11 protein-coding genes are annotated in these 13177 nt (G+C 57.0%); 9 read left to right on the top strand and 2 right to left on the bottom strand.

The window, feature by feature from the left end:
- Positions 1–14 precede the first annotated feature (14 nt).
- Complete coding sequence (locus AAC01S_RS02770; RefSeq protein ID WP_067618420.1) at positions 15–1277, bottom strand: FAD-dependent oxidoreductase; 1263 nt, start codon at positions 1275–1277, stop codon at positions 15–17.
- Positions 1278–1425: 148 nt separating this feature from the next.
- On the opposite strand from AAC01S_RS02770, the gene AAC01S_RS02765 reads away from it, so the two are divergent.
- Positions 1426–1977 (top strand): DUF84 family protein, encoded by a 552-nt coding sequence (locus AAC01S_RS02765; protein WP_067618417.1) that lies wholly within the window; start codon positions 1426–1428, stop codon positions 1975–1977.
- Between the two features lie 138 nt (positions 1978–2115).
- On the opposite strand, the gene glnA is transcribed toward AAC01S_RS02765, so the two are convergent.
- Positions 2116–3537, bottom strand: a complete 1422-nt coding sequence (gene glnA / locus AAC01S_RS02760; protein ID WP_067618414.1) for a type I glutamate--ammonia ligase — start codon at positions 3535–3537, stop codon at positions 2116–2118.
- A 142-nt stretch (positions 3538–3679) separates the two neighbouring features.
- Here glnA and AAC01S_RS02755 point away from each other — a divergent pair, with 142 nt between their 5' ends.
- From AAC01S_RS02755 to AAC01S_RS02720, 8 genes are all read left to right on the top strand, one after another.
- Positions 3680–4477, top strand: a complete 798-nt coding sequence (locus AAC01S_RS02755; protein ID WP_306307164.1) for an SGNH/GDSL hydrolase family protein — start codon at positions 3680–3682, stop codon at positions 4475–4477.
- A 294-nt stretch (positions 4478–4771) separates the two neighbouring features.
- Complete coding sequence (locus tag AAC01S_RS02750) at positions 4772–5476, top strand: GntR family transcriptional regulator (protein ID WP_067618411.1); 705 nt, start codon at positions 4772–4774, stop codon at positions 5474–5476.
- 55 nt (positions 5477–5531) lie between these two features.
- On the top strand, positions 5532–6749 hold the full coding sequence (locus AAC01S_RS02745) for an enolase C-terminal domain-like protein (protein ID WP_067618408.1): 1218 nt from the start codon (positions 5532–5534) through the stop codon (positions 6747–6749).
- A gap of 34 nt (positions 6750–6783) precedes the next feature.
- Positions 6784–7593, top strand: coding sequence for a sugar phosphate isomerase/epimerase family protein (locus AAC01S_RS02740; protein WP_067618405.1), 810 nt, complete (start codon positions 6784–6786; stop codon positions 7591–7593).
- Positions 7590–8666, top strand: coding sequence for a Gfo/Idh/MocA family protein (locus tag AAC01S_RS02735; RefSeq protein WP_067618402.1), 1077 nt, complete (start codon positions 7590–7592; stop codon positions 8664–8666). Before AAC01S_RS02740 ends, AAC01S_RS02735 begins: the two co-directional genes overlap by 4 nt.
- 11 nt (positions 8667–8677) lie before the next feature.
- A complete protein-coding gene (locus AAC01S_RS02730) occupies positions 8678–10672 on the top strand; it encodes a YjhG/YagF family D-xylonate dehydratase (RefSeq protein WP_067618399.1) in 1995 nt (664 codons plus the stop codon).
- 16 nt (positions 10673–10688) lie between these two features.
- Entirely contained in the window at positions 10689–12122 is a 1434-nt protein-coding gene (locus AAC01S_RS02725) for an aldehyde dehydrogenase family protein (RefSeq protein ID WP_067618396.1), read from the top strand.
- Between the two features lie 12 nt (positions 12123–12134).
- Entirely contained in the window at positions 12135–13016 is an 882-nt protein-coding gene (locus AAC01S_RS02720) for a fumarylacetoacetate hydrolase family protein (protein ID WP_067618393.1), read from the top strand.
- Positions 13017–13177 lie beyond the last annotated feature (161 nt).

Genomic DNA, 13177 nt, shown 5'->3' with positions numbered 1-13177 from the left:
ATCGACATCTGGAATTATAGAATGGCGCCCTGGCGTATCAACTCTCGCCGAACGTCCGCGGCGGCCACGCGTCCAACACTCGCGTGCAAGGCGGCTGCCACACCGGCAGCGTGGCCCGTCGCGAACGCGGTCCCCATCACGCGGGCCGAGGCGAACGCTATCGGATCGCAATCGATGATCCGCCCGGCGCACCACAAATTGTCAATCCGATCCACCTTCAATGTTCGCAGCGGAATTTCATAATACGACTTGTCTTTGATCTGTTGATACCTCGCGGCTTCACCGGGTTCGTGAATTTCGACGGGCCAGCCGCCGCGGGCGATGGCGTCCTCAAAGCGGGCTCCGTGAATCGCTTCTTCTCCAGCCAAACGATATTCTCCAGACACATGGCGCGTTTCACGCACGCCGATGGCAGGGCCCGTCTGTACCAAATAGGCGTCCTTGAACCCAGGCACATACTGACGAAAGGCCTCCAGATATCCCCAAGCCTGGCGGCGTCCCGACATTTCCGCCTGTGTCAAGCTCTCGCTGTCCAAGCCGTTCACGTCTTCGTCTGCGAACAGAGCCAATACGTGATTCGATCCCGCGAGACGCACGACCATGCCTCGGTCCTTCGTCAAGTAATCCATGCCTGCGCGCTTGGCCTGCCACACGGCCGCCGTGAACTGGTGACGGTGAATACTGATATCCGGTGCGACGCCGCCGAACTGCATCACCAACGTCCCGGCCTGCACACGTCCCTCGTTGCCGCCGTATCGAACGTCCGCTCCCGCAAACGTCGCCAGATCCGCTTCGCCACTGGCATCGACGAAGGCAGCCCCTTCCACCGTAAAAGGACCACCGTGATGGAAACATTCAATGGCCCGCAATTGACGTCCATCGACGTCCGCACCGATGACCATCGTGTGCAACCGCGGAATCACGCCCGCGTCGAGGACCAGTTGATCCAGCGCAAATTTCGTCGTTTCACCATCCAATGGCACGATCACATTGCCCGAGCCAGGGTTGCGAAACGGACCGTCGTATCTGCCCAGTCTTGCCAGGTGATTGAGAAATGTTTGACCGACACCGCCGACAACCTGTGTCGTAGGTTCTTGTTGCGCAAATAAACCGCAGATGGTGAGGACTGAACTATGTGTCGATGCACCGCCAAAATACGGGTTCTTTTCAATCAGCAGCGTCTTGGCGCCGACGTTGGCCGCACCGACAGCGGCAGCCACCCCAGCGCTCCCGCCACCGACCACGACGACGTCGTAGCTGTGCGTCTTCTGTATCAAATCGAGCTACCTCCCGGTGTTCGAAAACCACTGTCTATCATACCTCAATATGATTCCATCGCACATGCCATACGTGGTATAAAGAAAAAAGATATAGATTCGATCCATCGGCCAATGCAGCCAGATCCGAATCGGTGAGGAGTGCTCCATGAATACAAACCGCATCTGGCGCATTGCAGTTGGTTCCTCCAACGCCGCCAAAGTGAAGGCCGTCGAAATGACATTTCGTCAATTGAACATTCCTGTGGAGCTTGGCAGCGTGAACGCACCGTCCGGCGTGTCGGCGCAGCCGTTTTCCGACGACGAAACCTTGCAAGGGGCCCAGAATCGCGCGATTCACGCGGTGCTGGCTGTGCATGGCGATCTCGGAATTGGTCTGGAAGGCGGCGTTGTCGAGACACGCCTTGGCATGTTTCTATGTAACTGGGCCGCAGTGGCAACGCCCGAGCGCGAAGTTAGAGTAGGCGGAGGAGTCCGCATCCATCTGCCAGAGGAAATTGCACAAGCCGTACGTTCTGGCAGGGAATTGGGCGACGTCGTTGACGAATGGGCAGGCCGCAAACACGTACGCGCCGGGGAAGGCACCATCGGTATTCTGACGAACGGACAAATCACACGCGCCCAAATGTTTCGCGACGCGCTCATCTGCGCACTGTCGCCATTTCTTGACCGGTTGACGGGCCCATGGATCACGAGATAATCGGGCTGACCCCAAGCAAATTGATCTGATCTCTTGACGCTCCGCGGCCACAGACGACAGCGCGATGTTGTCCTCTCTGCAAAAAAACAGCCTGCACACAAACGGTGCAGGCTGTTTTTTTGCAATGCGCGATACGCCTTACAGGTCGTAATACATTTGGAATTCGTAGGGATGAGGGCGCAATTTCATCGGAGCGACTTCCGTCGTCCGTTTGAACTCGATCCATGTGTTGATGAAATCCTTGCTGAAGACGCCGCCTTCGAGCAAGAACTCGTGATCGGCTTCAAGCGCCTGCAGCACCTCGTCGAGCGAACCAGGCACACTGCGAATCTGGGCTTTTTCGTCAGCGGACAACTCATAGATGTTTTTGTTAATTGGACCGTAGCCCAGTGCCGTGGGGTCGAGCTTGCGCTTGATGCCGTCCAGGCCAGCCATCAGCATTGCGGCAAACGCGAGATACGGGTTCGCCGTGCAATCCGGTGTACGGAACTCGATGCGCGCTGTCTTCGGCGACACCACAGCGACCGGAACGCGGACGGCGGCGCTGCGATTGCCTTTGGAGAAGACCAGATTGACCGGCGCCTCAAAGCCTGGAACCAAACGCTTGTAGGAGTTCGTGCTCGGATTCGAGAAAGCCAAAATCGCAGGAGCATGGTGGAGAATGCCTGCGATGTAATGCAGCGCAATATCGCTCATGTTGCCATATTTACCTTCCTCGAAGAACAACGGCTTGTCGCCGTCAAACAAACTTTGGTGCACATGCATGCCCGATCCGTTGTCGCCGAAAATCGGTTTCGGCATGAATGTTACGGTCTTGCCGTACTTATGCGCGACATTGCGGATGATGTACTTGTATGCCATGACGGTATCCGCCGTCTTGGTCAACGTATTGAAGCGGAAATTGATTTCAGCCTGTCCCGCCGTCGCCACCTCGTGGTGATGACGCTCCACTCGAATGCCGACATTCATCAATTCCTTGACCATTTCAGTCCGGATATCCTGTTGTGTATCAATTGGGGGAACAGGGAAGTAGCCACCCTTGTTTTTCACTTGATAACCAAGATTTTTCTCTCCAGTACCGGTATTCCACATCGCTTCGACGGAATCGATTTGATAAAACGAACCACGGTTTGTGGAGTCGAAACGAATGTCGTCGAAGATGAAGAACTCGAGCTCCGGACCGAAAAAGGCTGTGGTCGCAATCCCGCTGTCCTTCAGGTACGATTCAGCTTTTTCTGCAATAAAACGGGGGTCTCTATCGTATCGTGAACCGCTCGGCTCATACACGGAGCACGCGAGCGAAAGGGTTGGTACCGCCATGAATGGGTCAATAAACGCGGAATCCAGGACAGGCTTCATGACCATGTCGCTCTCTTCAATGCCCCGGAAGCCCTGAATGCTGGAACCGTCGAACGCGACTCCATTTTCAAGTACTCCCTCGTCGACTTCGACAGCGGGAACAGTCACGTGATGCTGACGTCCAGGTACATCGACGATTCGGAAGTCCACCATTTCAACATTGTTTTTCTTCATCAGATCTAAAATGTCGCGCGGTGTCAAAATTCCACTCCCCCTAAAGCATATCTGTGTTAACTCCACTCATTATAGAAATGCAAGAATTATGAGTCAACACGTTATGTCAGAAAATCTAACACAATCGTTGGATTTCGCTTTTCAATGAGTTATCATTTATAATTTGGTTATGAATCGTAAGGATGAGTCAAAAAGAAAGAAGGTTGGACAACCTATGCGGATTGTTTGCGCCGGCGATAGTCTCACCAGGGGAGTATCCTTGATTCGCGGCCGATTGCGCATTGTCGAGAACCCATATCCAAAACTTCTCGAACAGTCGCTGCGGTCAGCTTTTGGCGCCACAACCGCACTCGGTGAGATCACCGTGACGAATCGCGGCGCGTTTAACGATAATTCAAGTTCGCTCCTGAAGCGGCTTGCGAAGGACGTCTTGTCCGAGGAGCCAGACATCGTCGTGATCGAAATTGGAGCCAACGACTGCGATTTTCGCTGGAACGAGGTCGCTGAAGCCCCTGATCTCGAGCACACACCTTATGTTCCCCTCGAACGTTTTGCGAGCAACATCGAACGCATGGTGGAACAGATTCAAGAGGCGGGTGCGAAACCGCTCCTGTTGACGCTCTTGCCTTTAGATCCAGTTCGCTACTATCGGCATCTGTCCAAGCGGTTTGGCACGGGCATCGCGCATTGGATCGCCTGCTGCGGTGGAATCGAACACTGGCATAACCGATACGACGAAGCGCTGCGCCAATGTGTGGGAAAGCTCGGGGTTGACCATATCGATGTGCGCGCCCGCGATGGACAAGTTCAACTGTGGCGATCCATGCTCAGCGACGATGGTATTCATCTTACCGCGACGGGTTATCAACACGTCAGCTCCATGGTGTTCTCATCCCTCTTCGCGTTGCGTCTCGTGAATCCCGGCACAGTATCGGAAACGGCCGCCGAGCCGCATATCGTCTCATGAGATGTGCCGGCATAGCGGTTCTCCGCGGCATGACAGCCGAAAGTGGCTACTTGAAGACGATTGGGTACATTGACTTGAATACAAGTATACAATACACTGCTTCTATAACCGCACCTCGCTCTAGGATGTCTACGGAAACTTTGCTCAAGTGACCTCATTCCATGGATAAAAGAGGTGATTTGTGTCAGGAACCTCACAGCGCGGGAGACGTTGTCAACGGGCTCGATTCTCGACAATGAACCGAACCGGACTGGACACACCAGCATCCTGACGTTGTGACTCGGAGGGTTGAACATGGTCATCGGTATGGTATTTGGAGAAGGGAAGAAGACACTTGGGGAACAAGCGTACGAAATTATTCGGGAAAATATCCTCACGTTGCGCCTGAAACCCGGACAGACAGTCTACGAATCGGAATTTTCCACGATGTTGAACATCAGTCGGACGCCGGTTCGCGAAGCCGTTCGCGCGTTGCATATTGAACAGTTGATCGACGTGCTGCCGCAACGCGGCATGAAAATTGCGCTGATTTCGGAACGCAAAGTAGAAGAGACAAGATTCGTCAGGGAGAGCCTTGAAGTCAGCGCCATTTGCAATATCGTCGACCAATGGGAACCCGCACAGACAAAATACCAAGACCTCTACAGAGCGTTGGCCAGTAATCTTCAATCTCAGAAGCAAGTCATCCAAAACGGCGATGCCGTACAGTTCTTGCAAGCCGATGAAGCGTTTCACAGACTTCTCCTATCCGCCATCGGCAATGCGACACTCGTTTCGGTCGTGTCCCAGATGAGGGGTCACCTCAATCGCGTTCGTCTCCTGTCGTTGCAGGAAATCCCGTATACGGAAGGACTTGTTCGGGAGCACGAACAACTGTTGGAGGCGTTGCAGTCGAAGGATCGAGATCGAGCCACCTCCATCCTGAGTGCTCACTTGTCGAGAGTGAGTGAGGACATTCAAGTCGTCAAGGACAAATATCCAGACTATTTCACGGATTGAGCCAGTGACATACCACGTTTGGAGCAATCACTTCCGTGCAAGGGAGAGATGAATCGTGCGAATCTCAGACGTGACCGCAACCACAGTGACCTTGCCGCTCGAAGCCCCGTTGCGCCACAGCAACGGCGTGCATTGGGGCAGATTTGTACGGACCATCGTACAAGTGTTTACGGATGAAGGGCTCGTCGGCCTCGGTGAAATGGGCGGAGGAGGAGAAAGCGCCGAAGCCGCGATTCGCGGTCTGAAACAGTACTTAATCGGTCACGATCCGTTCCAGCTCGAAGAACTTCGGTTTAAAATCGCCAATCCGACAGCGAGCCTCTACAACAATCGCACGCAGATGCTGGCAGCTGTCGAATTTGCCTGTCTGGACCTGATGGGCAAATACTTGAATGTGTCCGTCTCCCAGATTCTTGGCGGACGATTGCGGGATCGGATACCGTTTGCGAGCTACCTCTTCTTTCGACTCCCCAACTCCGAGTCCGGCCTCGGCGAAGTTCGGACAATCGATCAACTCGTGCAGCACGCCACAGCGTTGCGAAACGAACACGGTTTTCGCGTCCACAAATTGAAAGGCGGCGTATTTCATCCAGATTATGAATTGGAATGTTATCACGCGCTTGCAAGCGCTTTCCCCGAGGATCGGCTTCGCTACGACCCCAATGCCGCCCTCAGCGTCGAAGAGGCGATTCGCTTTGGCAAGAGCATCGAGAGACTGAACAACGACTACTTCGAAGACCCAACCTACGGCTTGAACGGCAATCGTCGAGTGCGCCAAAACGTTCGCATTCCCATCGCGACAAACACCTTCGTCGTCAACTTTGAACAGCTGGCGACGAACACGCTGACGCCAGCCTTCGATGTGATCCTTCTGGACACGACGTTTTGGGGCGGCATTCGCGCCTGTGTCAAAGCGGCGAGCGTGTGTGAGACCTTCCAGTCGTCGATTGGCGTGCACTCTTCAGGAGAACTTGGCATCCAACTCGCCACCATGCTGCACCTCGGTGCCGTGCTCCCCAACTTCACATTCGCTGCAGACTCGCACTACCACCACCTGAGCGACGACATCATCGTCGGCGGCAAGTTGACATATCGCGATGGGTGCATCGACGTACCGACCGGTCCTGGATTGGGCGTTGCGCTCGATCCCGATAAACTCGCCGAATACTCGGAGCTATATCAAAAATTGGGCGGCTATCCGTATGACAGAGATCCGTCCAGAATCGACTGGTTTCCATTGATTCCAAACGATCGCTGGGCAGACCACAAGTAAATCCCAACCTTGGACCAAGACAGGGGGACTCCATATGATTCTAGGCGCGGCTGTACCGCCCGATCACGCCAAGACGCTGTCCGTCAAAGCGGCCGAAATGAGACTGTCGGAGCACGCGACGGACGAAGATCTACTGGCTCTGCGGAGCCGGTTTGAGGAACTGGGGATCATGAACGCGCAGATCGGCGCGTACTGCAATCTATCGAGTACGGATGAAGCCATTCGCCAGGAGAACATTCAGCACGTCAGGCAGGCCATGCGCGTGGCGCATCTGGCAGGCTGCAAGAACGTCGTCGTCGGAGGCGGGCATCGCGATCCCAGTCGCCCCCGCGAGACGGCGTCGGCGCACATCGACAATTGGACCGATCACGCGTTGGACGTGTTGGCCGACAGTTGCCTGCAAGTACTGGATGGCCTCGACTTCGATGTCCATCTCGTGATTGAAACCTGGGTGATGACACCGGTCAGTTCTGAGCAGCGGGCCCTGCAATTGGCCAACAAAGTGAACCATCCAAAGATGGGCATCCTGTTCGATCCCGTCAATTGCATGAATATCGAACGGTATTTTCAAAACGGCGATTTCATGCGCCGCTTTGTGGAAACCGTCGGCGACAAGATTTTTCTCGTTCATCTGAAAGATACGTTTCTACGTGCGCGGCCGATTACGTATCATATGTCGGAAGTGCCGATTGGCGAGGGCAACCTGGATTACCCAGCGCTGCTTCGGGCAATCGACCCGTTGCCCGTTCCCGCTCTGTTGGAGCACATGTCCAACCCCGACGACTATGGGCCAAAGGTTGAATACATTCGCAACTTGGCCGGCGAACTGGGTATCGACCTATGACCGCCGTATCCTTCGCCATCGTTGGGGGAGGCTTTCGGACCAAATATTTTCTGAACGTCGCGAGATCGTTGCCGGAATTGTTCGACGTATGCGGCATGGTGGTCCGGGATCGCGAAAAGGGACAAGTGATTGAACGAGATTGGGCCGTTTCGACTTTCCGGACCCTCGGTGAACTGCTCGCGGTTCACACGCCCGATTTCGTCGTTCTCTCCATTCATCCGGCCGCAAACGTGGAGTATGTCGACGATTTGCGGCGAGCGGGCATACCGGCCCTGGTGGAGACACCTCCGGCCGCGGATCTTGAGGGATTGTTGGAATTGCACCGGCTCACCCGGCTTGGCGCACGAATTCAGGTCGCAGAGCAGTACGCGTTCCGCCCGATGCACGCCGCGAGGTTACAGATTGTCCAGTCGGGAAGGTTGGGCGATATCACCCAAGCCACCGTTTCGATTTCTCACGGCTATCACGGAATCAGCTTGCTCCGCAAGTTGCTTGGCGTACGCTTCGAACCCGCGGACATCCGGGGCATGCGATTTGAATCCCCCATGGTGGCCGGTCCGACGCGGGCCGGTCCGCCGATTGCGGAATCCATCGTGATGTCCAGACGGGACATCGCCTGGATTCGGTTTGGCGACAAATTGGGCATTTACGATTTCACCGCCGATCAGCACCGCTCCTGGATTCGGTCAACCCACTTGTCCGTCCGTGGGGTGCGCGGTGAAATTGACGATCATCGCGTGAATTTGCTGCTGGACCACCGCACACCGCTCCATCTCGATTTGAAACGCGTCAATCGGGGCGAGGAGGAGAATGTCGAGGGCTACTTTTTAAGCGGGATCATCTGCGGGGACCAGTGGGTGTACCAAAATCCGTTCGCCGGCGCGCGCCTCTACGACGATGAAATCGCGGTCGCCGCCTGTATGCGGAAGATGGCGGACTACGCGCGAGGAGGTCCCGATTTTTACAGCCTGGCAGAAGGCGCTCAAGATCACTACTTGGCGATGCTCATCGAGCAGTCCATCCAAAGCGGTGACGAAATCACCTCGACGGTCCAACCATGGGCAGAGGATTAGGGGGGATGAAGATGGACACCGAGGATTTGTCCCGAATGCTTCAATCGCAGTCTGACGATATCTACGACATTCCGACCAAGGCCAAAGGGCCTGCCGGAAAATTGCCGCTCACTGCGGACATGCTGCGCAATTGGCCGAGCGGAGACCTGTTTGGATTAACCCAAAACGTCGGAATGGGATGGAGTCCGGCCGAGGTGCTCGGCAAGTCCGTGCTGATATTGAGCACGCAGGGAGGCCTGCGCGAGGAAGACGGGACACCCGTCGCCCTCGGATACCATACGGGCCACTGGGAAATTGGCCTGTTGGTCAAGGCGGCGGCAGAAGCGTTTCGCCAACGAGGGGCCATTCCGTACGCCGCCTACGTCAGCGACCCTTGCGATGGCCGATCACAGGGAACAACCGCCATGTTTGATTCTCTGCCATATCGAAACGACGCGGCGTTATTGATGCGGCGCTTGATTCGATCACTGCCGACACGCAGGGCCGTGATGGGCGTCGCCACCTGTGACAAAGGCTTGCCCGCCACCATGATTGCGCTCGCTTCGCTGCGTGAATTGCCAGGAATCATTGTACCGGGGGGTGTGACCTTGCCCCCGGAAGACGGCGAAGACGCAGGGAAGATTCAAACGATTGGCGCCCGTTACGCCCATGGCGAGATCGATCTTGAATACGCCTCCGAGGCCGCCTGCAAGGCCTGCGCGTCGCCCGGAGGAGGTTGTCAGTTTCTTGGCACGGCGGCGACTGCGCAAGTGATCGCTGAAGGGCTGGGAATCGCTTTGCCGCATTCCGCGCTCATCCCATCAGGGCAGCCCATCTGGCTGGAAATGGCCCGTCATTCGGCAAGGGCCCTCATGCAGGCCATGCGGCTTGGCTGGGGCATGCAGGACCTCTTGACGGACGCCAGTCTGCGCAACGCGATGGCTTTGCACGCGGCATTCGGCGGATCGACCAACCTGTTGCTGCACATTCCCGCCGTCGCGCACGCTGCAGGGTTGTCGATCCCGACGGTCGGCGACTGGAAGGAGATCAACCAGCAGGTGCCTCGGTTGGTGAGCGTATTGCCGAACGGCCCTGTCGATCACCCGACGATTCGGGTCTTCCTGGCCGGCGGCGTGCCCGAAGTGATGCTGCATTTGCGAAAGGCGGGGCTGCTCGATCTCTCCGTCAAAACCATCGCGGGGCAGGCGCTCGCCGACGTGTTGGACTGGTGGCAGGATTCTGAACGCAGGTACAACGTGAGAAGACGGCTGCGTGAGGTGGACGGGATCGACCCGGACGACGTCATTATGGCACCGGATATCGCGCGATCTCGCGGTCTGACGTCCACCTTGGTGTTTCCGACGGGCAATCTGGCGCCGGAGGGATCGGTGATCAAGTCGACCGCGATCGATCCGAGCGTTGTGGACGCGGACGGCGTGTACCGCCACATCGGGCCAGCCAAGGTGTTTACGACCGAGCGGTCGGCTATCGAAGCTATCAAAAACGGATCGATTGAGGCAGGGGACGTGTTGGTACTGACGGGGCGCGGGCCGTCCGGCACTGGGATGGAGGAAACGTACCAACTGACTTCGGCCCTCAAGTACCTGCCTTTTGGCAAGCGTGTCGCACTGGTCACAGACGCCAGATTTTCGGGCGTGTCCACCGGGGCGTGTATCGGCCACGTTGGCCCGGAGGCGCTTGCGGGCGGACCGATTGGGCGCCTGCGGGACGGAGATCTGATTCAAATCGAGATCGATCGCGTGCGACTCGAAGGAACTGTCGATTTCGTGGGCCGCCTAGGCGCGCCTGTCACGCCGGAGGAGGGCGCGGCCGTCCTCGCAAAACGCACACCGTTGGCCGATTTGGCGCCCGATCCCGACCTTCCCGACGACACCCGGCTCTGGGCGGCTCTCCAATCCGTCAGCGGCGGGGCGTGGAAAGGGGCCGTATACGACGTGGATAAGATCATCGAAGTGATTGAAGCGGGGAAGAAAGCCTTGGCGCTTTCACCGCAGGTTGACGCATGACGAAGGGGGTCTCAACGTGGAATCAAAGAATTGGATAGGCGGCGAGTGGTATGCGCCGACATCCGAAACGATGGTGATCAGTTCACCCTCGGATATCTCAGTCGACGTCGGTGTGCTCCACTTTTCGGACGAGTCCGACGTGATTGCCGCAGGCGACGCCGCACGCAAGGCCCTGCCAAGCTGGGCCGATCAACCACCCATGGCGCGGGGCGACATCCTTTACCGGGCTGCCGCGCTGTTGGAGCAACAACTCGAAGAAATCGCCGTGCTTGCAAGTTCTGAAATGGGAAAACCCATCACCGAAATGAAAGGGGAGGTGATGCGCGGCGTCAATCTGCTGAAGTATTACGCAGCCGAAGGCGCGCGAGCGGTCGGCCAAGTCATTCCGGCCAGCCAAACACAGGTGCTCCAGTACACGAGCCGTGTTCCGCTCGGCGTCGTCGCCATCATCACTCCGTGGAATTTCCCGGTCGCCATCCCGATTTGGAAAATCGCACCCGCCCTCATCTGCGGCAACACGGTCATTTGGAAGCCCGCGGAGAACGCGTCGCTGTCGGCGACGCGAATCGCGCAGGTGTTCGCAGACGCAGGCGTGCCGGCCGGTGTGCTGAATGTCGTGATCGGCAGGGGGCCAGAGCTCGGCGGCGCGCTGTTTGAGAAGACAACCCTTGACGGTGTGAGCTTTACGGGTTCGACGAATACAGGCATGCACGTCGCCGCCATGGCTGCGGCGCGCAACATCAAATACCAGACGGAAATGGGCGGGAAGAACGCCGCAGTGGTTCTGGCGGATGCGGATCTGTCCGTGGCGGTACCCGCCATCTTGAGCGGCGCATTCCGATCCGCCGGGCAGAAATGCACAGCGACCAGCCGCGTGATCGTCGAAGCGACGATATACGACGCGTTTCTGACCGCTTTGACGGACCAATTGAAAGACGTCTACACCGGCTCCGCGCTCGATCCACGCTCGTACCTGGGCCCGGTGGCATCCAGGCAACAGTTCAAAAAAGTGCAGTCCTACGTGAAACTGGCGGAGACCAACGCCAAACGCCTGCACAGAGGTCAGCTCAACGCCGAAGCGGAAGGCTATTACGTCCAGCCGCTCGTGATCGAAGGCGTTGACAGAGACAGCCCATTGGTGACGGACGAGATCTTTGGCCCCGTCATGGCGCTGCTTCCCGCGAGCGGCTTCGATGAAGCGGTCCAGTTGAGCAATCAGACCGTCTATGGTCTGAGCGCATCCGTATTCACGCAGAACATCCATCACGCCTTGCGCTTTCTGAATGAGTCAGAGGCGGGCATGGTCCGCGTGAATCTGGAGTCCGCAGGCGTCGAGTATCAAGCGCCATTCGGCGGCATGAAAGCTTCCAGTTCCCATTCCCGCGAGCAGGGACAAGCCGCGCTGGATTTCTACACGCAGACGAAGACCTGCGCAATCTATTACGGATGAGGAGGGCCACAGATGAAAACCATCCGATTTCTGCACCCAGACGATGATCGCGTCCACCTAGGCATACTCGAGGGAGACGCCGTGTACAGCGTGACCAAGCGCGTCCCAGCGTGGACCGATCCGATTGCGATGTGGCATGCGCTTCGCGCGCTCGACCTGTCACCGGCGGAAGCCGGGAAGAGACTGGCGACCGGAGATTGCCTGTCGTTTGCCGATCTCGAGCGACAAGGTCGCCTGTTGCCTCCCGTCGCCGCGCCGGAGGTGTGGGCGTCAGGGGTGACGTACGAGCGCAGCCTCGACGCGCGCAACGCGGAGACACAGGTGAAGGACAGCGTCTACGACAGGGTATACACCGCGGAGCGGCCGGAATTGTTCTTCAAAGCGACCCGCGACCGATTGGTCGCACCAGGAAAACCGTTGCGACTGCGATCCGATTCCCAGTGGATGGTGCCTGAGCCTGAATTGACGCTTGTCATCGCTGCGGACGGCTCGATCATCGGTTGGACCATCGGCGACGATTTCAGTTCGCGCGACATCGAAGGTGAGAATCCACTGTATCTGCCGCAGGCGAAGCTGTTCGCACAAAGCTGTTCCCTGGGTCCGGCGCTGCTGTGGAACGACGGGGAAGAGCATCCGGAGAATTGGGACATTCAATTGACCATTCGGCGGGACGGCGAGATCGCGTACAACGGAACCGTGTCGCTGTCGCAATTTCGTCGGAGCTTCACCGAACTGATCTCCTACCTGTTGCGGGACAACGTCATTCAGGACGGCACAGCGTTGATGACCGGCACAGGGATCGTCCCGCCAGACGAATTTTCGCTGACGGCAGGGGACCTGATTGAAATCGCGATTGGCGATATCGGAGTGCTGCGAAACCCGGTCGAGGGATGAGCGGAATACGACGCGCTGGATCGTACCGATCCGGCGCGATCGACATACCCGTACTGGTGAATTTGTCGAAATTCTTCTTGAAGACGCGTCTTGATTTTTGTCTCTGCGTTCATCTATAATCATTGTATACAAGTATATAAGTATACAAACGAGACACGCAT

The organism is Alicyclobacillus acidiphilus NBRC 100859, from assembly GCF_001544355.1.
GTDB lineage: Bacteria > Bacillota > Bacilli > Alicyclobacillales > Alicyclobacillaceae > Alicyclobacillus > Alicyclobacillus acidiphilus.
Note: the sequence above shows the minus strand (reverse complement) of the source record. Positions and strands in the feature narration are given on the sequence as shown.

What these genes read in the sequence shown, in the direction of transcription:
- AAC01S_RS02735 (WP_067618402.1), top strand. Translation starts at nt 7,590, where the DNA reads ATGACCGCCGTATCCTTCGCCATCGTTGGGGGAGGCTTTCGGACCAAA.
- AAC01S_RS02750 (WP_067618411.1), top strand. Translation starts at nt 4,772, where the DNA reads ATGGTCATCGGTATGGTATTTGGAGAAGGGAAGAAGACACTTGGGGAA.
- AAC01S_RS02765 (WP_067618417.1), top strand. Translation starts at nt 1,426, where the DNA reads ATGAATACAAACCGCATCTGGCGCATTGCAGTTGGTTCCTCCAACGCC.
- AAC01S_RS02730 (WP_067618399.1), top strand. Translation starts at nt 8,678, where the DNA reads ATGGACACCGAGGATTTGTCCCGAATGCTTCAATCGCAGTCTGACGAT.
- AAC01S_RS02740 (WP_067618405.1), top strand. Translation starts at nt 6,784, where the DNA reads ATGATTCTAGGCGCGGCTGTACCGCCCGATCACGCCAAGACGCTGTCC.
- AAC01S_RS02755 (WP_306307164.1), top strand. Translation starts at nt 3,680, where the DNA reads ATGAATCGTAAGGATGAGTCAAAAAGAAAGAAGGTTGGACAACCTATG.
- AAC01S_RS02720 (WP_067618393.1), top strand. Translation starts at nt 12,135, where the DNA reads ATGAAAACCATCCGATTTCTGCACCCAGACGATGATCGCGTCCACCTA.